This is a genomic window from Collinsella ihumii, from assembly GCF_030385545.1.
In the GTDB taxonomy this organism is placed as follows: domain Bacteria; phylum Actinomycetota; class Coriobacteriia; order Coriobacteriales; family Coriobacteriaceae; genus Collinsella; species Collinsella ihumii.
The window spans coordinates 12,518-34,592 of sequence record NZ_JAUEIQ010000007.1 but is presented as its reverse complement, the minus strand read 5'-3'; the positions used below and the strand labels follow the sequence as shown (position 1 = coordinate 34,592).

The 22,075-nt window shown below is 67.8% G+C and carries 15 protein-coding genes; 12 read left to right on the top strand and 3 right to left on the bottom strand.

Annotation, left to right across the window (positions count from 1 at the left end; all coding sequences use genetic code 11):
- Nucleotides 1-182: 182 nt before the first annotated feature.
- The 5 genes from QVN30_RS07495 to fucO all read left to right on the top strand — a co-directional run bounded on the left by QVN30_RS07495 (nt 183) and on the right by fucO (nt 4,563).
- The gene (locus QVN30_RS07495; RefSeq protein WP_204212457.1) at nt 183-869 is read left to right on the top strand and encodes a YoaK family protein; all 687 of its coding nucleotides are present in this window, start codon (nt 183-185) and stop codon (nt 867-869) included.
- Between the two features lie 162 nt (nt 870-1,031).
- The gene (locus QVN30_RS07490) at nt 1,032-2,429 is read left to right on the top strand and encodes a threonine/serine exporter family protein (protein ID WP_289835968.1); all 1,398 of its coding nucleotides are present in this window, start codon (nt 1,032-1,034) and stop codon (nt 2,427-2,429) included.
- Nucleotides 2,430-2,496: 67 nt separating this feature from the next.
- Nucleotides 2,497-2,715, top strand: a complete 219-nt coding sequence (locus tag QVN30_RS07485) for a hypothetical protein (RefSeq protein ID WP_289835967.1) — start codon at nt 2,497-2,499, stop codon at nt 2,713-2,715.
- 145 nt (nt 2,716-2,860) lie between these two features.
- A complete protein-coding gene (locus tag QVN30_RS07480; RefSeq protein ID WP_147569688.1) occupies nt 2,861-3,187 on the top strand; it encodes an L-rhamnose mutarotase in 327 nt (108 codons plus the stop codon).
- A 215-nt stretch (nt 3,188-3,402) separates the two neighbouring features.
- Nucleotides 3,403-4,563, top strand: coding sequence for a lactaldehyde reductase (fucO, locus tag QVN30_RS07475; protein ID WP_289835966.1), 1,161 nt, complete (start codon nt 3,403-3,405; stop codon nt 4,561-4,563).
- Nucleotides 4,564-4,676: 113 nt separating this feature from the next.
- On the opposite strand, the gene mnmA is transcribed toward fucO, so the two are convergent.
- Both mnmA and cysK read right to left on the bottom strand, forming a co-directional pair.
- On the bottom strand, nt 4,677-5,813 hold the full coding sequence (gene mnmA, locus QVN30_RS07470; RefSeq protein WP_289835965.1) for a tRNA 2-thiouridine(34) synthase MnmA: 1,137 nt from the start codon (nt 5,811-5,813) through the stop codon (nt 4,677-4,679).
- 135 nt (nt 5,814-5,948) lie between these two features.
- Complete coding sequence (cysK, locus tag QVN30_RS07465; RefSeq protein WP_289835964.1) at nt 5,949-6,908, bottom strand: cysteine synthase A; 960 nt, start codon at nt 6,906-6,908, stop codon at nt 5,949-5,951.
- Nucleotides 6,909-7,128: 220 nt separating this feature from the next.
- On the opposite strand from cysK, the gene QVN30_RS07460 reads away from it, so the two are divergent.
- Entirely contained in the window at nt 7,129-7,554 is a 426-nt protein-coding gene (locus tag QVN30_RS07460; RefSeq protein ID WP_087200494.1) for an RrF2 family transcriptional regulator, read from the top strand.
- Between the two features lie 55 nt (nt 7,555-7,609).
- Here QVN30_RS07460 and QVN30_RS07455 read toward each other — a convergent pair whose 3' ends face one another.
- Nucleotides 7,610-7,981 carry a phage holin family protein gene (locus QVN30_RS07455; protein WP_289835961.1) on the bottom strand — a complete coding sequence of 124 codons (372 nt, stop codon included), beginning with the start codon at nt 7,979-7,981 and terminating at the stop codon, nt 7,610-7,612.
- Nucleotides 7,982-8,066: 85 nt separating this feature from the next.
- On the opposite strand from QVN30_RS07455, the gene QVN30_RS07450 reads away from it, so the two are divergent.
- From QVN30_RS07450 to dnaE, 6 genes are all read left to right on the top strand, one after another.
- Complete coding sequence (locus tag QVN30_RS07450; RefSeq protein ID WP_289835960.1) at nt 8,067-9,128, top strand: FAD:protein FMN transferase; 1,062 nt, start codon at nt 8,067-8,069, stop codon at nt 9,126-9,128.
- 137 nt (nt 9,129-9,265) lie between these two features.
- Entirely contained in the window at nt 9,266-9,577 is a 312-nt protein-coding gene (locus tag QVN30_RS07445) for a YerC/YecD family TrpR-related protein (RefSeq protein WP_066833907.1), read from the top strand.
- Nucleotides 9,578-9,759: 182 nt separating this feature from the next.
- Nucleotides 9,760-12,756: a PD-(D/E)XK nuclease family protein gene (locus QVN30_RS07440; protein ID WP_289835959.1), complete on the top strand. Its 2,997-nt coding sequence runs from the start codon at nt 9,760-9,762 to the stop codon at nt 12,754-12,756.
- 3 nt (nt 12,757-12,759) lie between these two features.
- The gene (locus tag QVN30_RS07435; protein WP_289835957.1) at nt 12,760-16,410 is read left to right on the top strand and encodes a UvrD-helicase domain-containing protein; all 3,651 of its coding nucleotides are present in this window, start codon (nt 12,760-12,762) and stop codon (nt 16,408-16,410) included.
- Between the two features lie 225 nt (nt 16,411-16,635).
- Nucleotides 16,636-18,093, top strand: a complete 1,458-nt coding sequence (locus tag QVN30_RS07430) for a M81 family metallopeptidase (RefSeq protein ID WP_289835955.1) — start codon at nt 16,636-16,638, stop codon at nt 18,091-18,093.
- A gap of 158 nt (nt 18,094-18,251) precedes the next feature.
- Complete coding sequence (dnaE, locus tag QVN30_RS07425; RefSeq protein ID WP_204588394.1) at nt 18,252-22,058, top strand: DNA polymerase III subunit alpha; 3,807 nt, start codon at nt 18,252-18,254, stop codon at nt 22,056-22,058.
- The last annotated feature ends 17 nt before the right edge of the window (nt 22,059-22,075 follow it).

Here is a 22,075-nt window from a genome sequence, read left to right as displayed (position 1 = left end):
GAATTGTACCAATTCGATTACCGTATCTCGTTTTTGCGCGGGGTGCGCACGATTACGCTACGCTTTTCTGCTGGCCGCTCGATTCGTCGTGCGGCTCAGCGGGCGCGTCGCTGTGGGATCGCGGCGCAAGACGACGGGGCGGGCGCGGGGCGCTCCGCTCGACATGAAGGGGAGAGGGCGCCATGGAGCGTGCACGTCAGATATCCGATTCCATCGAGCTCGGCGTCATCATGGCCCTTGCCGGGGGATTCATGGACGCCTATTCCTACATGGCGCGTGGCGGGGTGTTCGCCAATGCGCAAACGGGAAACATCCTGCTGTGCGGCGTGCATCTTTCCGAGGGCGATTGGGCCGGCATGGTCCACTACGCGCTGCCGGTGCTCGCGTTCGCCGCGGGCATCGTGATCGCCGATCTCGTCCATTGCCGCTTTTCGAGCGCGCTGCACTGGAGGCAGGTCATCGTGCTGCTCGAGGCGGCCGCCCTGCTCGCCGTCGCCTTCATCGTGCCCGATGTCGCGGCGAACTGCGTGACGTCGTTCGCGTGCGGCATGCAGGTCGAGTCGTTCCGGAAGATCCACGGGCACGGCATCGCCACGACCATGTGCATCGGCAACCTGCGTTCCGCCATGCAGAACATGGACGACTACCTGCTCAACCGCGACCGCGGCTTTTTGGAAAACGGCCTGCTCTACTTCGGTCTGATCGCCTGCTTTGCCGCGGGCGCGGTGCTCGGCAACTGGTGCGTCGGCCGCCTGGGGCACATGGCCATCGGCGTGTGCTCGGGGCTTCTGGTCGCGGCGTTCGCCATCATGTTCATCGATCGCGAGCGCAAGCCCGCCCGCGCAGGGGCGGTCGCCGGTCGCCCGTAGCCCCTGGCGGACGCGGGCGCCCGGCGTGAAGGGGACCTGCCGGCGTCTCCCTTGCGCGCGCCAAAACGCACCGCTTGTCCGGTTTGGACACCCCTTTGTTTTCAAGCGGGCGCGCCCGCACGGTACCATGGGTAAACCGTGCATCCCATCGAAAGGCGCCCCATGGACCACGAGCAGAAACGGACCGCCGCGGGAATTCGCGAAGCCATCGCGCACGCGCCCCTGCCGCATGTGCACCGCGCGCGCATCCGCCATCGAAACCACATGGCGGTGCCCTGGCATGAGGTGACCGACTGCGACGACATGCTCGCCATCGGCGCCGACCTCGACGACAAGTCGTCGATCATCTGCCGCGCGGGCCTGCTGCTGCTCGCGGGCGGCACGGGCAGCTGGCGCGTGCGCGACTGCATGAACAAGATCGCCGGCGTCCTGGGCGTCACCGTCTCGGCGGCGGTGAGCCTCACGACGATCGAATGCACGTGCATCGACGGGCACAACAGCTTCTCCGAGGTCGTTTCGCTCCATACGACCGGCGTGAACACCGAGCGCATCCAGCTCATGGAGGAGTTCGTCCGCGACGTGCAGAAGCGCGGCGACACCCTGACCGTGCGCGCGTTCCATGATCGCATGGACGCCATCGAGCACGCGCCGGGCAACTATGCCCCGTGGGCGGTCGGCTTGGCGTCTGCCGCCGCGTGTGCCGCCTTCGTGTTCCTGCTCGGCGGCGGGCCCATCGAGATGGGCTGCGCGTTCGTGGGTGCGGGACTCGGGAACTTCACGCGCCGCATCATGCTCGATCGCAGGCTCACGCATTTCGTCTGCATCGGCGTGTCGGTCGCGGTCGCCTGCCTGGTTTACCTGGGGTGCCTGTCGCTGCTGTCGCTTGCGGTGAAGGACGTGGCTGAGCACGAGGCGGGCTATATCGGGGCCATGCTGTTCGTGATCCCCGGGTTCCCCCTGATCACGAGCGGGCTCGACATCGCGAAGCTCGATTTCCGCTCGGGGCTCGAGCGCCTCGCCTACGCGTGCGCGGTCATCGTGGTCGCGACGCTCGTGGCCTGGCTCGTGGCGATGATGGTCGAGCTGCATCCGGATGATTTCGCCGCGCAGGGCCTGAGCGCACCGGTCATGTTCGCCCTGCGGTTCGTCGCGAGTTTCGTCGGGGTGTTCGGCTTCTCGATGATGTTCAACTCGACCTACAGGATGGCGGCGACGGCGGGCGTCGTGGGCGCGATCGCCAACACGCTGCGCCTCACGCTCGTCGACCTGGTCGGCATGCCGCCCGAGGCGGCGGCATTCGCGGGTGCTATCTGCGCTGGCCTGTTGGCGTCGATCACCGGCACCAAGACGAAGTTCCCGCGCATCTCCATCACGGTTCCTTCCATCGTCATCATGGTCCCCGGCCTGTATATGTACCGGGCGGTGTACTACATGGGCGTGTTCCAGACGCTGGACGCCATGGAGTGGATCATCCGCGCCATCATGATCATCCTGTTCTTGCCGATGGGGCTGGGGCTCGCCCGGGCGCTCACCGATCCGGACTGGCGCTACTGCTCCTGATGCGGCCCGGTAACGATTAAGGCCGGTCGGCGGTATGTGGATCGAGGGATTTCCTAGGTCAAAAACCATGTATATCGAGTTTGGTGCGATTTTTGAGTGCCCCTCGCTCACAGGCGCCACACCCTTCAACAAAAGCCCAGTTGAATCCTGCGGTTTTGTTGAAGGGTGTGGCGCGTGGGGAGAAACGGCACTCAAAAATCGCACCAAACTCAACCTTCCTTCTTGGTGGGTTTTGTTTGGAACGGATTTTTATGCACAAGATTTTCTGGTACCTGCGCGTTTATAAGAATCTTATACGTATATGATTCACGGTGCGATTGTCGTGCAGACCCTGAGCGCCCGTGCGCGGCGAGATCGGCCACATGCGCCGCGAGGTCAGCTGCGCAGATGGGTACATAGGGGTTGTGTCCGCATCGATCAAGGAGGCTCCTATGGGCAAGATCCAGCGCTTCGGTTCCATTTCCCGCACGAACGGCAAGGAGGGGTACGAGAAGTACAAAGCCTACCACGCCGCGCCGTTCGAGGGCGTCAACGAGATGATCAAGGCCTGCAACCTGCAGAACTACTCGATCTACTACTACGACGGCCTGCTGTTCTCCTACTACGAGTACACCGGCGACGACTACGAGGCGGACATGGCCAAGATGGCGGCGGACCCCAGGACCCAGGAGTGGTGGGCGGCGGTCGGCCCCAACATGAAGCCGTTCGGCGAGAACGGGGACTGGGAGTTCATGGAGGAGCTCTACCACCTGGAGTAGGCGCTCCCGCGCTGCCGTTCGCCGGCGATCTTCGACCATTTATCCAATGCTGATAAAACGTTTTGCTGGTGGCGGTATCGGATGCGGATCGCCGCTTCTCGCCGTGCCCGAATAAGGCATATCATGGCTTAGATGCCGCCCGCGCATCGCGCGGTGACGGCATCCTGGACGGCGCGCCCCGCGGCCGGGGCGCGCAAAGACAAGGAGGCATCAACATGGCTAATCGTATCGTTCTGAACACCATTTCCTACCACGGCTCCGGTGCCATCAAGGAGATCCCCGGCGAGATCACCCGCCGCGGCTTCAAGAAGGTCTTCGTCTGCACCGATCCCGACCTCGTCAAGTTCGGCGTCGCCGCCAAGGTTACCGACCTGCTCGACGAGGCCGGCATCGCGTGGAGCATGTACTCCGAGATCAAGCCCAACCCCACCATCAAGAACGTGACCGACGGCGTCGAGGCCTTCAAAGCGGCCGAGGCCGACTGCATCGTGACCATCGGCGGCGGCTCGGCCATGGACACCGCCAAGGCCGTGGGCATCATCGTCAACAACCCCGAGTTCGCCGACGTGCGCTCGCTCGAGGGCGTTGCTCCCACCAAGAACCACGCGGTGTTCACCATCGCCGTCCCCACCACCGCGGGCACGGCCGCCGAGGTCACCATCAACTACGTCATCACCGATCCCGAGAAGGTCCGCAAGTTCGTGTGCGTCGACACCAACGACGCGCCCGAGGTCGCCGTCGTCGACCCCGACATGATGGCCACCATGCCCGCCGGCCTCACCGCCGCCACCGGCATGGACGCGCTCACCCACGCCATCGAGGGCTACACCACCCGCGGCGCCTGGGAGCTCACCGACATGTTCCACCTCAAGGCCATCGAGCTCATCGCCAAGAACCTGCGCGATGCCGTGGCCGAGGCCAAGAGCGGCCAGCCCGGGAGCGGGCGCGAGGGCATGGCGCTCGCCCAGTACATCGCCGGCATGGGCTTCTCCAACGTCGGCCTGGGCATCGACCACGCCATGGCGCACACCCTCTCGGCGCACTACGACACCCCGCACGGCGTTGCCTGCGCCATGCTGCTGCCTATCGCCATGGAGTTCAACAAGCCCGTCGTGGCCGAGCGCCTGGCCGACGTGGCGGTCGCCATGGGCGTCGACACGACCGGCATGACGGCCGACGAGGCCGCTGACGCCGCCATCGCCGCCGTGCGCCAGCTGTCCGCCGACGTCGACATCCCGACGGTCTGCGAGGCCATCACCGAGGACGAGCTCGACCAGATCGCCGACGACGCGCTCGCCGACGCCTGCTATCCCGGCAACCCGCGCGACGCCGACCACGCCACCGTCGTGGAGCTGTTCCGCAAGATCATGAAGTAACCTGCCGCATCTCGGCATATGGCGCAGGGCCCTGTCGCGCACGTGCGGCAGGGCCCTGCTTTTTACGTTGGGCGGCATGTTTCGAGTCGGGCTTGCCCCTCGGGCCGGGGCGCCTACAGGACCGTGCCGCCGCCGAGGACGACCTCGCCGTCGTAGATGACGACGGCCTGGCCGGGCGCGATGCCGCGCTGCGGGATGTCGAAGTCGATGTGCACGCCCGCCTGCGCGCCGGCCTCGGCATCGACGAGCCTGACGCGTGCGGGCTGGTCGGGCTGGTGGTAGCGGATCTTCGCCGCCACGGGAAGGCCGTGCGCGCCGGCATCGACGATGCGGCGCTCTATCGTCTCGGCGGGCGCGCTCCAGATCCAGTCGCCGGCGTCGAGTTCGTCTGCCATGAGGTTATCGACCCCGCCCAGCGTGACCGTGTTGCTCTCGACGTCGACGCCGCATACGTAGAGGGGGTGCGCGGCGGCGACGCCGAGGCCCTTGCGCTGGCCGATCGTGTAGCGCAGCGCGCCGCGATGGCGCCCCAGGACCTCGCCGGACGTGCTGACGATATCGCCCTCGGGCAGAAGGCGCCCCTCGCGCGCCTCGATGAACGAGGCGAAATCGTTGTCGGGGACAAAGCAGATCCCCTGGCTATCGGGCTTGTTCGCGCTGGCGAAGCCCTGCTCGGCGGCGATGCGGCGGACGTCAGCATCCTTGATGAGGTCGCCGAGGGGGAGCAGCACGTGCGCCAGGCGCTCCTGCGTGAGCGAGTAGAGGACGTAGCTTTGGTCCTTGCCGGCGTCGGCGGCGCGCGACAGGGTCCAGGGCCCCGGTGCGCCCGCGTCGGTGGGCGCGCGGCGGACGCGGGCGTAGTGGCCGGTCGCGATGTGCGAGCAGTCCAGGGAGCGCGCGTAGTCGAGCAGCGCGCCGAACTTGAGGTACCGGTTGCAGTCGATGCACGGGTTAGGGGTCCGTCCCGCCTCGTAGGTGCTCACGAACTTGGCGACGACGTCGCGCTCGAAGATGTCGCGCATGTCCACCACGCGGTAGGGGATGCCCAGGCGCTGCGCGACCGCCTCCGCGTCCTCCAGGTCCGACAGCGAGCAGCACGAGCGCTCGCCCATGTCGTCGAACGTCGCGCTGCAGGTCAGACGCATGGTGACGCCCACGCATTCGTAGCCCTGCTGCTTGAGGAGATATGCGGTTACGCTCGAATCGACGCCGCCGCTCATGGCGACGAGCACGCGGCCCTTGCTCGGCATCACGGTCCTTTCTGCTGGTTGCGGCATCTCATTGTAGCGAGGCCGTCCATGTGCGCTCGGCGCGCGCCGAAACGGCATCCGTTCGGCATCATTTCTCCGCAGTGCCCGCCACGGGGCCGCCCGGCGCGAAAGCAATCAGTCTTCGTTTCCCGAGCTTGCGTCCCCGAACAGCGGGGTGGACAGGTAGCGCTCTCCGGTGTCGGGCAGAAGGGCGACGATGGTCTTCCCCTCGTTCGCGTCCTCGCGTGCGAGCTGCAGCGCCGCCCAGAGCGCCGCGCCCGACGAGATGCCCACGAGCACGCCCTCGGTGCGCGCGAGCATGCGCGAGGACTCGAGGGCGTCGGCATCGGCGACGGTCATGACGCGGTCGAAGACGGTCGTGTCGAGCACGTCGGGGACGAATCCCGCCCCGATGCCCTGCAGGCCATGGGGGCCGGCGCTGCCCCCCGACAGGACGGGGGAGCCGGCGGGCTCGACGGCCACGACCTGGACCTGCGGGTTCTGCCGCTTGAGGTAGCGGCCCACGCCGGTCACCGTGCCGCCCGTCCCCGCGCCCGCGACGAAGAGGTCGACTGCCCCGTCGGTGTCGTTCCAGATCTCGGGCCCGGTGGTCGCCTCGTGCGCCGCCGGGTTGGCGGGATTGGTGAACTGCCCCGCGATGATGCTGTCGGGGATCGTCCGCGCCAGCTCCTCGGCCCGCGCGATGGCGCCGGCCATGCCCTGGGCGCCCGGGGTCAGCATCACCTCGGCGCCGTAGCCCTCCATGAGCAGGCGGCGCTCGGGACTCATGCTGTCGGGCATGGTGATGATGAGACGGTATCCACGCGCGGCGCACAGCGAGGCGAGGCCGACGCCCGTGTTGCCGCTCGTGGGCTCGATGATCGTGCAGCCGGCGTGCGGACGGATGGTGCCCGCCGCTTCGGCCTCGTCGAGCATGTTCAGCGCGACGCGGTCCTTGACCGATCCCGCGGGATTGAAGTACTCGAGCTTCACCAGGACGCGCGCCTTGAGGGCGAGCTGCTCTTCGATGCGGGATATCTCGAGCAGGGGCGTGTGTCCGATCAACTGGTCGATCGAGGTGTAGATGTTGCTCATATGCGCCTCCGGGCAGTCGTGTTGCACGGACGCCGGTTGCCGCGCCCGTATAAACCCTATTGTACTACTAGGATTAATGTCGCGGCGTGGGCGCTGCGCAATGTAACAATCGGTAACGAGAAAGAAGATCAGACGCCGCGCCCGTTCTCGTATGCTTTACCGTAATGGAGTCGTGTCCGTTTTGGTATTCTTGTGCTACGCGACAGAAAGGAGGATGGTCATGCTGGTGTCGACGAAGGGACGCTACGCGCTGCGCGTCATGGTCGATTTGGCAGAACACCAGGACGAGGGACGCATCCCGCTCAAGGAGATCGCCGAGCGCCAAGGCGTCTCGGAGAAGTACCTCGAGAACATCCTCTCGACGCTCGTGCGCAACGAGCTGCTCTCGGGCATGCGCGGCAAAGGGGGCGGCTACCGTCTCACGCGTCCGGCATGCGACTATTCGGTCGGCGAGATCTTGCGCCTGACCGAGGGGAGCCTCTCACCTGTCGCCTGCCTCGACGGCGACCAGATCGGATGCGAGCGCGTGAACTCATGCCCCACGATCCGCATGTGGAAGAGCCTCGGCACCATGATCAACGACTACCTCGACGGCATCACGCTGGCGCAGCTCGCCGAGTCGCCGCGCGGCATGGAGTGCCTCTAGGGAACCACTGATCAATTCATTCCGCGGCGGTCGGCCCCGCGCCGCGCGCTGATCGCTACTGCGCGTCCTTGGTGGCGACGCCGAGCAGCGCGCACATGATGCTCACCACGATGGCGCCGAAGAACGCCGCGCCGAAGCCGGTGATGGAGATGCCCGCTCCCAGCAGGTTCACCGACAGCCAGCTGGCGAGCTCGAGCATGAGGCTGTTGACCACGAGCTGGAAGATGCCCAGCGTCAGGATGGTCACCGGCAGCGAGATGATGGTGACGAACGGCTTGATGAGCGCGTTGACAAAGCCGAGGAAGAGGCCCGTGAACGCGAAGCTCATCCAGGGCTCCGCCATGCCGAACGGCTCGATGCCCGGCACGATGAAGGCCGCGATCGAGATGGCGATCGAGGTGAGCAGCCAGTTGAGGACGAAGCGCATGGGGGTGCCTTTCGGTATGTCGAGCGGCCGCAGGTGCCGCGCGGCTATCATGGACGCATAGATTGTTCCACAGAAAGGGCGGATTTTGCAGCAGACATACCGGTATGGCGATCCGCACACAGCTTTCCCCGAAGCGGGCGTCGACGGGTCGCGCGTCATCGCGCTGTTCATCTTCAACACCGACGTGCACATGCACGCGTATCCGGCGGACGGGATGGATGGCGGCGGTGCCCAGACCGCGGCGCAGCTTGACGAGGCGCTGATCGCGTGCCGCGACCGCTGCTTGTTCTTCGAGCGGACGCTTTCGAGGACGCGGGCGGACTCGGATATCGCCCGGGCCCATGCTGCCGCGCCCGACCCGGTCGAGGTGGAACCCGAGACCGCCGAGCTGGTGGAGCTTGCGCGCGGGTACTGCGCGCGCAGCGGGGGCACGTTCGACATCACCATGGGCACGGTCACGTCGCTGTGGGATTTCCACGCCGGCGTGGTTCCGGGGTCGCTCGCCCTGTCCCGCGCGCTGCCGCACGTGGGCATGGGCCATATACATGTGGGCGAGACCGACGGGGGCGCGCCGACGCTTTCCATCGACGACCCGAAGACCGTGCTCGACCTGGGCGGCATCGCCAAGGGTTATATCGCCGACGACCTCGCGCGCATCATGGGCGAGCACGGGGTGGGGCGCTTCGTGCTCAACCTGGGCGGCAACGTGCTCGTGCGCGGCGGCCGGCCCGCCGACCCCCGTCACGGGCATGCGCGTGCGGGAGCCCCGTGGCGGGTGGGCATCGTGAACCCGCGGGACCCCGGGCACAGCCGGGCGATCGTGGACGTGGTTGACGGCTCGGTGGTCACCAGCGGGCTGCACGAGCGCTGCTTCACGCGGGGCGGCGTGACGTACCACCACATCCTCGACCCGGCGACCGGCATGCCCGCGAAGACGGACGTGGTGTCGGCGACGATCGTTGCCCGGCGGTCCCTGGATTGCGACGGGTACTCGACGGCCGTCCTGATGCTGGGCGTCGAGCGCGGGCTGGAGCTGATCGAGGCGACGCCGGATGTCGAGGCCGTGCTCATCGATGGGTCCGACGAGGTGTTCTGGACCTCGGGCATCGAGGACAGCCTGTCGCTCGTCCCCACGTGGACCAGGTAGGGGCGGGGCCATCGGGAGCCGGCGCGCTCGTGGATGTTGTGCCGCTCGACGGAGCCGTGGCACTTTAGCGTGGTGGTGTGTTACACTGCATCCGGCTAGAGTTAGTTATGTTTCGCGAACGGATGTGGCGGTGCACCATGGATATCGAGAAGATGTACGAGCGCGGGGACGTCGAGCAGCTTGTCCGTTCCGTTTTGCTGTTGGAGAACGAGGACGATGTGCGGGCGTTTCTGACCGACCTGTGCACGCCGCGGGAGATCTGCGACTTCGCTCAGCGCCTGCAGGTCGCCCGGTATCTCGACGAAGGCGAGCCCTACGTCGAGGTGCAGGCTCGCACCGGCGCGTCGTCGACGACGGTGAGCCGCGTGTCCAAGGCCCTGAACGGCGCCCATGGCGGGTACCGGCGCATCCTCATCAAGCTCGAAGACCAGGAGCGCGAGCACAGATAGGCCGCCTGTTTGGGCAACCGCTGAACAATTGATTTCGCGCCGGGCGCCCCTGTTGCGGGCGCCTGGGTCGTTTGAGGGCGGGTTGGAGTGAGCCCGTCCCCAAACGACCTTTTGCGGGGAGACGTGTCCACGCGGGCGTGTAGGATACTGTGAACGGATAGTTCTCTCGACGATGGAGGATCATGGCGGTTCAGATAGTGAGACACGCCTCGGGCGTCGTGCCCGCAGGCGACGAGCTGCAGCTCATGGCCCGGGCCGTCGAGCGCTTCGGCCGCGTCACGCTGCTGGTGCCCTCGACGTCCGAGCGCGACGTCTGCCGTCGCGCCGCGGCGGACGCGCACCTGGGCGTCGGGCTCGATATCGTGACGCCGACCGCGTGGATCGAAGGCCTCTGGGAGCTTCTGGGCGACGGCCGGCGCCTGTGCACCAACCTGCAGCGCCAGCTGCTTATCGCCGATACGCTCTACGCCCGCGACGAGCGCGAGCTTGCGCCGCTGCGCGCCAACCCGGGCACCGTGCGCATGCTGGCGCGCATGGCAAAAGACCTGCTTCCCTTCGCCGAGGGGGCAAAAGGCCCGGCGGATGCCGCGACGCGCGTCGTGTTCTCCCTGCTCGACGCATACGGCGCGCGCCTGCGCGACCGCGGCCTCATCGAGCCCGCGCAGGCCGCCGTCCTGCTTGCCGACGCGGTGGCCGATCTGGCCCCCGCATGCGCGCGCTGCGCGATCGTGCGCGACGTGACGACGCTTCCCGCCCATCTCGTCCGCCTGCTCGCCCAGGTGGGCCGGGCGGGCTCGGTGCAGGTGCTGCTGCGCGCCTCCCAGCAGGTGTGGGAGGAGGAGGTCGCGCGTGCGTTCTCGCAGGTGGGATGTGCGGTCGAGCGGGCGCTTGAGCTCGGGGGCGCCGAGGGCGCCGACGGCGCCGCGACGCGCGCCCTGTCGTTTCTGGAGGTCGCCGGCCCCCATGCCAGGGCCCGTGCCTACGCCGACGAGCTCGCCTCGCTGCTCTCGTCGGCACCTGCCGGCGACAGCGGGCGCGCCAAGACGGCTGTCGTCGCCTGCGCCCGTCCGGCCGAGCTGTTCGACGAGCTCGCCGGGTACCTCGCCGCGCGCGGCATCGCCTCGAGCGTCACGCGCTTCTCGCGATTCTCCCAGACGGTCGTCGGCCAGCAGTTCGCGGCGCTTACCGACGTGGTTTCGCGCATGAAGGCCGCGCAGGAGGGCCAGGTGGCAGACGGCGCATGGTGGCCCGCGCCCGAGCTGACCGACTGGCTCTACGCGCCCGTCTCCGGTGCCGACGCGGCGCTCGCGCGCGGCTTCGACAAGAAGATCCGCTCCAATCGGGCCCTCGGCGTCGAAGGCGTTCTGCGGGAGCTGCAGAGCGTCCAGTCGCGCGCGGGCTCGGCGCGCCGCAAGCTCGCAGACGACCATCCCATGCGCCGGGTCCCCGCGGTCTGCTCGGAGGTCGTGCAGTTTATCTGGCAGGACCGCCCCGTCTCCGCGTTCAAGTCGATGCTCTCCGCCATCGAGGCGCTGCCGGCGTCCGCGTTCGGCACGCGCGACGGGCGCTGCCGCCAGGCGACCGAGCGCGCCATGGCGGAGCGCGCCGTCGACGTGCTGATGAACGAGGCGCGCGCTCTCGACGTGAGCCAGGCCGTGGCGACGAAGATCCTCGACGGGCTGTGCACGGCGTCCCGCGAGCGCGCCGCGTCGGCGTCCTTTGAGGGCGAGGTCGGCACCGTCGTCTTCATGACGCTCGCCGACGCCGCCGTGCTCGAGTCCGCCTCGGTCGACGCGGTGCTGCTCACCGACGTCGACGTGGCGAGCTACCCGCTTTCCCACGAGGAGGGCCCCGTCGTGACGCTGGGGTCCGCCCTGGGCGCCGACGCCGTTGTGCTCGAGCCCGCCGCGCGCCTGCGCGACCAGGCCGAGCGGGCGATCTGCGCCTCCCGCGGGTCGGTGGCCCTGACGCGCGTGTCGCACGACCGGCAGGCGAAGGACCGGTATCCGGCCGCGCTGTGGACGGAGCTCCTCGCGCTTCGGGGCGGGGACGAGGCGCCGGTCGAGAAGACGGGCGAGGGCGACGTGGCGGGCGATTTCGACCCTGCGGGAACGGGGACGGCGCGCGTCGAGCGCGTGCTCTGCCTGCCGCCGCAGCGCCTGGGCGTCTCGGCGGTGCCGTATCTGGTCCTGATGCGCCGAACCGAAGACGGGGCGCTCGTGCCGCGCCAGTTCTCCGCCTCGCAGATCGAAAGCTATGTGGGCTGCCCGCTGTGCTGGTTCGTGTCATCGCGCGTCCGCCCCTCGATGATCGATGCCGGGTTCACCAATATGGAGAAGGGCAACTTCGTCCACGACGTCATGGACCGGTTCCACGAGGAGGTGCGCGAGCGCGGCATGCGCCGGGTGACGCCGGAGAACCTGCGCGCGTCGCTGGCGCTGCTCGACGAGGTGTTCGCCGCGGTGCGCGCCGAGCACGCGCGCGGCAAGACGGCGAGCTCGGCGGCTCTCGTCGCGCTCTCGCCGACCGAGCAGGCGCAGATCGACGACATCTTGCCCCAGCTGCGGCGCGTGGTGCGCTACGAGGCGGATGCGCTCGCGCCGTTCGCCCCCGAATACCTCGAATACTCGTTCAACGGCCTGGGTGTCGACTACGCCGGCTGGCCGCTTGGCGGCCGCATCGACCGCGTGGACGTCGATGCCGAGGGCCGCGCCGTGGTGATCGACTACAAGCACCGCTCCGACGCCAACCCGTTCAAGCTGAAGGACCCCACCGCACCGCTCAAGAAGACCGGCGAGGTGCCCGCCGACGACCCGCGCTGGCTGCCCGAGCACACGCAGACGCTCATCTACGGGCAGGCGCTGCGCCGCGCGCTCGGCCTCGACGTGCGCGGGGCGCTGTACTTCTCGACGAAGGGCAAGGTCGCCATGCGCGGCGCGGTCTCATCGGAGCTCGCCGAGGAGGAGCCCGGGGACGGGCGCGTGCCCGGGCTGCGCGACGGGTTCCCCGCCGTGCAGGCGGGCGGCACCATGGACTTCGACGCGCTGCTCGACCGCGTGGAGGAGGGGATCGCCGAGCGCCTCGGCGAGCTCAGGGCGGGGCGCATCGCCGCGGCCGCCGACCCGCTCACGAGCTGCTACCACAACCATCCGCTCGGATTCGAACGAAGGGACGCGTAAGGTATGGATCTCTCGACCCTCATGCCCCAGCAGCGCGAGATCGTCACGACGCTCGACCAGCCGCTGTTCGTGTCGGCGGGTGCCGGTTCGGGCAAGACCTTCACGCTCACCCGGCGCATCCTGTGGGCGCTCTCGCCCGAATCCGGCCCGTTCATCGAGCACGTCGACCAGGTGCTCGCCATCACGTTCACCAAAGATGCCGCGGCCGAGATCCGCGAGCGCGTGCGCGGGGCGCTGATCGAGGAAGGGATGGGCGACGAGGCGCTGCTCGTCGACGACGCCTGGATCTCGACCATCCACGGCATGTGCTCGCGCATCCTGCGCGCGCATGCGCTCGAGCTGGGGCTCGACCCCGAGTTCAGCGTCGTCGAGGACACCGACGAGTTGATCGGCCAGGCGGTCGACCGCGTGATCGCGCAGGTCGAGCAGGGGGAGGGGGCGATCCGTGCGGACGAGCTCGCGGCCCTGCTGTCGTGGTATCCGCTGAAAGGCGAGACGGGCCCGTCGGGATACGAGGCCTCCACGAGCGCGCAGGGGCTGGTGCGCCGTCTGCTGGAGCTCGCGTGCAGCCTGCCGCACGGCATGGACGACGTGCGCCTGGCGCGCGGCGACGACCATGTGCCGGAGCTCGCCGACGCCTACCGGGCCTGCCTCGACGCCAGCCCCAAGGCGGCCGAGATCGGGCGCGCGGCGATCTGCGCCATCGAGGCCTACGAGGCGAGCGGCCGCACCGTGGCGGATCTCACGGCGTGCATGATGAGCTGCGAGATCCCGCGGGCGAGCAAGGCGTTGCCCAAAGAACAGATCGAGCTTCTGCGCGCCGACGTGGCCGACACGTTCATCAATGCCTACCTCGCCGTGGGCGCGCCGGCGCTCGATGCCCTCATGGGCCTCGCGCGCGCGGTCGAGCATGAGTACCGCTCGCTCAAGCTCGAAGCCTCGGCGCTCGACAACAACGACCTTCTGCGCATCGCCTACGAGGCGCTGCGCGACCACGAGGCCATCCGGGCCGCATACGCCGACCGCTTCAGGCTCGTGATGATCGACGAGTTCCAGGACACCGACCAGCAGCAGGTCGACCTAATCGGATACCTCACCGACGGCGGCCGGCGCCTGTGCACGGTCGGCGACGCGCAGCAGTCCATCTACCGGTTCCGTGGCGCCGAGGTCGAGGTGTTCCGCCGCCAGGAGCGCTCGATCGCCTCCTCGGCGACAGGGGCCTGCGGCGAGCCCGCCGCCGAGGAGGCGTCCGGCCGCATCGTCCGCCTGGTCAAGAACTTCCGCAGCCACGCCGAGATCCTCGAGTACGTCGCGCGCATCTTCGACGGCGAGCGGGGTGGCCTCATGCAGGGCTTTTTGGATCTGCAGGCGCACGACGAGCGCAAGGATTCGCTGGTGGCGGACGCTTCGCGCCGCCAGGCGGTCTTCATCGCGGGCGGCACCTCCGAGGAGCGCGCCGAAGCCAAGGCGAAGGCGGTCGCGCGGCGGTTCCGCGAGCTCGCCGACGCGGGGCAGCCGGTGGGCGACATGGTGCTGCTGCTGGGGGCCATGACCTTCTCGGGCGTCTACGCGGACGCGATCCGCGCCGAGGGGCTCGACTGCGTGATCGCGGGCGGCTCCGTGTTCTCTTCGACGCCCGAGGTGAAGGCGGTGCGCGCGCTCGCCTGCGCGCTCGCGAACCCCGCCGACACCGCGCAGGGCCTGGTCCCGCTGCTCGCCTCGCCCATGTTCGCGCTCGGGGCGACTGAGTTTCTGGCGCTCTCGACGGTCATGGATCCCGAGACGGGCGAGACGCGCCGCCGCAACGCGGACGCCGGCATCATGAGCGATGACGACGCCCCCGGTCTCGACGGCTTGGAGCTGTTGAGTCGTGCGCGCAGCGTGCTGCGTGCGGCTCTTTCCCGCGTGGGCCGCGATTCGTTCGCGACCGTCGCGCGCGACGTGGTGCGCGAGTCGGGCTGGCTCGTCCGTCTGGCGGCTCGCGGCCCCGAGGGCCGTGCCGTCGCGGCGAACGTGCTCAAGGCACTCGATATGCTGGGCGAGGCGGAGGCGCGCGTCGGGCGCTCGCCCCGGCGCATCGTGCGCGCGTTCGACACGGCGCTCGCGGGCAAGCAGGCGCCGGGTGCCATCAACGAGCAGGGTGGGGCCGCCGTGCGCATCATGACCGTGCACGCGTCCAAGGGCCTGGAGTTCCCCGTGGTCGCGGTCGCGGAGTGCTACGGCTGCAAGCGCAATACGGATCGCATGCAGACGAGGCGCCTTGCGGGCGCAATCGAGGCGGCGGCGATGCCGGCGCGCTTCGCCGGCACGGTGCGCGCCGACGGCAGCGCGGCGATCGACACCGACGTGGAGAAGCGCTTCAAGCAGCTCTACTCATCGTGGCTCACGCCCGATGCGTTCGACGACGTGTGCGCGACCGGCTCGTCGGCCGAGGCGTTCATCTCGATGCGCGAGGGGGCCGCCGCCCGCGAGCTGGAGGAGAAGGCGCGCCTGCTCTACGTCGCCATGACGCGCGCCCGCGAGCTGCTGATCCTCGTGATGGACGGGCGCGTGGGCACCGGCAAGGTGCCCGAGCTCGCCTTCGACGAGGGACGGGACCTCACGCGCGCTGTGCTCGAGCGCATCTTGCCGAACGACGGGGCGCGCCTCGATGTCGACCGGCTGGTGTTCGACAACGCGCGCGCGGGCGATTTCGAGCTCGTCGCGCTGCGCGACTTCATGTTCGCCGGCGAGAGCTATGCCGCGACGGTGTCCGATGGGGACGAGGAGCGCCCGGGCGAGGGCGCCTCGGACGCGCTCGACGACGACGCGCCCGACAGCGCGAAGTCCGACACGTTCACGCTCGTCCATCCCGTCCAGGTCGACTGGCGCGTGGGCCCCGATGCCCGCCCCGAGCGCGTCTCGTACAGCTACTCGTCGATCTCCGCGGCGCTGCACGCCGAGCAGGAGGACCGTGCCCAGGCGCTCGGCGCCCAGGCGATCGCGGCGGCCGACGAGGCGAGCGCGTCGCTGCCGGGGCCGGGTGCGGAGGAAGGGGAGGTCGCCTTCGCGCCGTCCGGGCCGGTTGTTCTGGATGTGGTGGCAGCCGACGCCCTCGAGGCCGCTGCGGAGCCCGTCGCGGCAGGGGGAGATCCCACGGCGCTCGGCTCGGCGTTCCACGCGGCCGCCCAGTGGCTCATCGAGACCGGCGCCGCGGGGGTGCCGGCGGCGCGCGTCGACGCGCTCGCGCGCTACTGGAAGATCACGCCCGCCCAGCGCGAACGGTTGGAATCGGCGCTTGCGCGCTGGGAGGCCTCTGCCGTGCGCGCCGAGCTCGCCGTATGGCCACAGGTCCGCGCGGAGGTGCCGTTCTTCTCGCTCGGCCTGGACGATGCGGAGATCTCCTCGGCGTTCGGCGCGTACGCCGAGGGCGCCATCGATGCGCTGGCGACCGATCCCGCCCGCCCCGACGAGGCGCTGGTCATCGACTACAAGACCGGCGGCAGCGAACAGGAGACGCCCGAGCGGCTGCGCGAGAAGCACGCCCTGCAGGCGCGCGTCTATGCCGACGTCCTGCACAAGGCCGGCTTTGCGCGTGTGACGCTCAAGTTCGTGCGCGTCGAGGTTCCCGAGGCGGGCGGCAGCGAGCCCCAGGTGGTCACCTACCGGCTGTAGCGCCGCCGCTGAGGGGGCTCTTGTTGTAACCCCGCCGGCATCACCCGGCGGGGTTACGGCTTTCGGTGCCTGGGGAAGCCGCCGATCGACTCACTCCGCGGCGCCGCCCGCAAGGGCGGGTTGAGGCGTTCGCGTTCCCCTTGTGCCCCTTACGTGAAGGTGCGGGCATCAACGCACCGCGGTGGTAGGATACCCTTCGCTTGCGACAAGGTGGAAAGGGAATTCATGAAAGTATTCGTCGCTCACGTACACGCTGAATGCAACGAGCACGTCACGCACGACGGCAAGCTCGAGGACTTTGTGCTGCTCTACGGCGACCAGTGCATCAACTCGATGCACATCAGGGACATCTTCGAGGGCCATGGCATCGAGATCATCCCGTCGATCTTTGCGGGCGTCAACCCGACCGGCATGATCGAGCGCCGCGCGTACGACTTCATCTCCGACAGCATCCTGTCCGACCTGCGCGACCATCTCGACGAGATCGACGGCATCTACCTCCAGCTGCATGGAGCCAGCGGCATCCGCGATCTCGACTGCGTGTCCGGCGAGCACGATCTTCTGCGCCGCATTCGCGAGATCGTGGGCAAGTACATGCCCATCGCCGTCGCCTACGACCCCCACGGCAACGTGACCGCCGAGCTCTGCTCGCGCGTGAACATCCTGCGCTGCTTCCGCGAGTCCCCGCATATCGACACCGTCGACACCTGGCGCACGGTCGCCGAGAAGCTCGTCGACCTCATGGAGCACCGCCGCCCCATGAAGCCGATCGTGCGCAAGCTCCCCATCATCGTCGAGGGCGAGCGCAGCGTGTCGGCCAACGAGCCCATGCGTTCCATCAACCGCCTGCTTGATGAGGCGGAGACCGACCCGCGCGTGTTCTCCAGCTCCTACCACGTCGGCTACCTGCGTCACGACGACGACAAGCTCGGCGCCGCGGTCGTCGTGGTCCCCAACACGCCGGCCGACGAAGCCTATTGCACCGAGGTCGCCGAAAAGGTCGCCCGCTACGCCTGGGACCACCGCAAGGAGTTCACGTTCGGCGGGAACTTCGGCGACCCGGCCGATTCCGTGGCGCGCGCGGTGGCCTTCGAGGGCAAGACGGCCGTCATCACCGATTCGGGCGACAACTGCGGCGCCGGCTCCTCGGGATCCGCGACGGTCATGGTGCACGAGCTCATGGCGGCCGACCTCCGCGGCAAGAAGGTGCTCGTGGCCGGCGTCAAGGATCCGCGCGCATGCGAGGAGCTGTCGCACGTCAAGGTGGGGGACCACGTGACGTTCATGCTGGGCACCGGCGAGAACGAGGTATCTGAGCCCGTCGAGATCTCCGGCGTGCTGAGCGTCGTGGGCGAGGCCGAGATGGGTTCGCAGAAGAGCGCGGGCCCCTGCTACATCGTGACGGTCGACGGCACGGCGCTCGACGTGCTCGTCATGCCCCAGAACGTCCAGTACGGCCATATGGAGCAGTTCCATGCCGCGGGCGTCGAGTTCCACGATTACGATATCGTCGTGGTCAAGATGGGCTACCTCGACACGTACCTCATCCCCGAGACCGCCTACCACATCATGGCCCTGACCGGCGGCCCGACCGACCAGCTCTACGAGAAGATCCCCATCAGGCGGATGTTCCGCCCCATGTGGCCGATCGACCAGATGGACGAGCTCATCTACATCGAGTAGCGCAAGCGGCGCCCCGGCATCCCCGGGGCGCCGTCTTCTTGTGCCGTCGGGGACGGGCCCTGTGGGCGTCTCGCGACCGCGGGCGTGCGCCTCGGGGCGCGTCTGCGCGCTGCGGTACAATGCTTCCAGCACATGACGAAAGCAAGGAGCACATCGGTATGGCGTTTGTCCACCTGCACAATCACACCGAATACTCGATGCTCGACGGCGCGACGCGCATCTCCGACATGGTCGATCGCGCCGTGGAGCTCGGCATGCCCGCCGTGGCCATCACCGACCACGGGTACATGTACGGCGTGCCGGAGCTCGGACTTGCCTGCGACTCCGTGAACCACAGCACGCCCGAGTACAAGGTTTGGAGCCACGACAAGTCGTTTCTCTCCAAGGGCCGTCGCGACGAGCTCGAGGTGCCCGACCAGGAGAAGAACCCGCGCGGCTACGCCCAGTACATGCGCGACATGGAGGAGTGGGACCGCTCGGGCAACCTGGACGCCACCAAGCCGCCGCTCGTGATCAAGCCCATCTTCGGCTGCGAGGTGTATTTCACCCCGGACGACACGCTCGCGCGCGACCATAAGCCCGAGCTGTACCACATGGTGCTGTTCGCGCAGAACGAGCAGGGCTACATCAACCTCATGCAGACGGTTTCCGAAGCTGCTGTGCAGGGCTTCTACTACAAGCCGCGCGTGACGCTCGACAACCTGCGCCGCCATCGCGAGGGCCTTATCGCCAGCTCGGCGTGCATCGCCGGCATCATCCCCAAGTGCATCGACCGCGGCGAGCTCGACCGTGCGATCGAATGGGCCACGACCTTCCGCGACCTGTTCGAGCCGGGCAACTTCTACATCGAGATCCAGGAGCACGGCATCACGACCGACTCCGGCCTGACCGACGAGCAGCTCGACCGCCAGCTCATCGACATCGCCAACCAGGTCGGCGTCAAGGTCATCGCCACCAACGACTTCCACTACCTCACGCGCGACGACGCGCCGGTGCAGGACATCATGATGTGCATCGGCATGAACTCCAAGGTCGACGACCCCAACCGCATGCGCATGCAGGGCTCGGAGTTCTACATGAAGACCGAGGAGGAGATGCGCGCGCTGTTCCCGTACTGCCCGGAGGCGTGCGACAACACGGTCGAGATCGCGGACAAGTGCAACGTCGAGCTCGAGTGGGGCAAGATCATCTTGCCTCGCTACCCGTTGCTCGACGAGGGTGAGACGCACGAGAGCCAGTTCCGTCGCGAGTGCGAGGAGGGCCTCGCCAAGCGCTACGGCGACGACTGGCGCGAGCAAACCATCGGCGGCGTGAACGTGTCCGAGCGCTTCGAGTACGAATACAAGGTCATCTGCGAGAAGGGCTTCGCCGCCTACTTCCTCATCGTGGCGGAATACGTGCGCTGGGCCAAGCAAAACGGCATCGGCGTCGGCCCGGGCCGTGGCTCGGCCGCCGGCGCGCTGGTCGCCTACGCCATGGACATCACCACCTTCGACCCGCTGTCGAACGGCCTCATGTTTGAGAGGTTCCTCTCCCCGGAACGCTCCGAGATGCCCGATATCGACATGGACTTCGACGATGAGCGGCGCCTCGAGGTCATCGAGCACGTGCGACAGCTCTATGGCCCCGAGAAGGTCACCCACGTCATCACCTACTCGACCATCAAGGCCAAGCAGGCCATCAACGACGCCGCGCGCGTGCTTGACTACCCGGTCTACGTGGGCCAGCGCCTGTCGAAGATGATCTCGAGCGACCCGAGCGTCAAGCTCAAGCAGGTCCTTACGCGCGTCGAGGGCAAGGAGGACCTGTACAACCCCGATTTCGCCGAGGCCTATCAGAAAGACGACGACTCCCGGCGCATCATCGACGCCGCGCTCGCCATCGAGGGCCTCACGCGCGGCGAGGGCGTGCACGCGTGCGCCGTCCTCATCTGCCGCGACCCGGTGAACGAGCACGTGCCCACCAAGCTCGACACCAAAGGCGGCGTGGAGATCACCCAGTACGAAGGCCATACCGTCGCGGACATGGGCCTGCTCAAGATGGACTTCCTGGGCCTGCGCACGCTCACGGTCATCTCCAAGGCGAAGGCCAACATCAAGAAGAACTTCGACATCGATATCGACGTGGATAAGATCCCCTTCGACGACCCTAAGATCTTCGAGCTGATGCAGGCCGGCCACACGGCGGGCGTGTTCCAGATCGAGTCCGCCGGCATGACGGCGACCATCAAGAACATGAAGCCCACCGAGTACAAGCACGTCGTCGCTCTGATCGCCCTGTACCGCCCGGGTCCTCTGGGCGCGGGCATGGTGTCTTCCTACATCAATCGCATGAACGGCAAGGAGCCCGCCGTCTCCTACGACCCGCGCCTGGACGACATCCTGGGTGAGACCTACGGCACCATGGTCTACCAGGAGCAGGTCATGAACATCTCGGTCGAGATGTGCGGCTTCTCCAAGGGCGAGTCCGACTCGCGCATCCGCAAGCCGGTGGCGAAAAAGAAGATCAAGATGCTCACCGAGCAGGTCTTCAACTGGTCGGACGGCGAGGACGAGACCATCTACGACCACTGGATGAACGGCGCCGAGAAAAACGGCTACAAGCGCGAGACGGCGCAGAAGATCTGGGACGACGTGCTGGAGTTCGCGTCCTACGCGTTCAACAAGTCGCATTCGGCGGGCTACGCCATCCTGGTCATGCAGACCGCGTGGCTGAAGGCGCACTACCCGCACGAGTACATGGCGGCCGTTCTGACCTCGTATACGGGCAAGACCGAGAAGATCGTGCACTACGTGTCCGCGTGCCGCCACGACGGCATCCCGGTCCTGCCGCCTGACGTGAACGAGTCGGGCCGCGAGTTCACGGCGACGTCCGAGGGCGTGCGCTTCGGCCTGGCCGGCATCCGCGGCGTGGGCGAGGGCGTGGCCGACGCCATCATCGCCGAGCGCGAGCGCGGGGGCGCCTTCAAGAACCTGCACGATTTCGTGGACCGCGTGGACTCGAGCCAGGCGAACCGCCGCGTCATCGAGGCGCTCATCAAGGCGGGCGCGTTCGACTCGACCGGCTATCCGCGCCGTCAGCTCATGAGCTTCGTGGACAAGAACAACCCGGAGAACATCATCGACGCTGCGACCAAGCGCCAGAAGGACCGCGCTGCCGGCCAGACGTCGCTGTTCGACGTGTTCGGCGACGTGGAGGGGTCGGGCTTCGAGGTCGTCGTGCCCGAGCCGGACGGCCAGGAGTGGGATCGCCACATGAAGCTCTCCGCAGAGCGCGACGTGCTGGGCATCTACGTGTCCGACCACCCGTTGCGTCCGTTCGAGTATGCGCTCGCCAAGTCGCGCGAGTTCTCGCTGTCGCAGATCGACACGGGTTTCGAGACTGCCAACCCGGCGGGTGAGGGCACCATCAACCAGGAGATCCCCGAGGGCAAGCCGTTCTGGTTCGCCGGCATGGTGGCCGAGGTCTCCAAGCGCGTGACCAAGAACGGCGACCCCATGGCCATCGTGCGGCTGGAGGACATGGAAGGCGAGGCCACGGTCGTGGTCTTCCCCAAGACCTACAAGGACGCCGAGGGCTATCTCTACGGCGAGACCGATCCCGAGACGGGCGCGGTGCTCTCCGACGCGTTCATCCGCGTGCGCGGCAAGTTGGAGCGGTCCGACCGCGGCGACCAGATCATCGCGCAGGAGATCCTGCCGCTCGAGCTTTCCGAGGAGAACAACCGTCCGAAGGTGTTCGAGATCATGGTGCCGAGCGCACGCTTCTCCCAGGGCAACATGGCGCGCCTGGCGACGATCCTGTCCACGAACCCGGGCGGCGACCGCGTGGAGCTGTTCATCGAGCAAAACGACGGCCAGACGATGCGCGCTGAAATCCCCACGCGGGTGAACGCGCGCAGCATCCCGCTGCTCGCCGAGGTGAAGGGTATCGTCGGCTCCCGTGGCCGCGTCACCGTCGTCTGAGAAAAGAGGGACAGGCG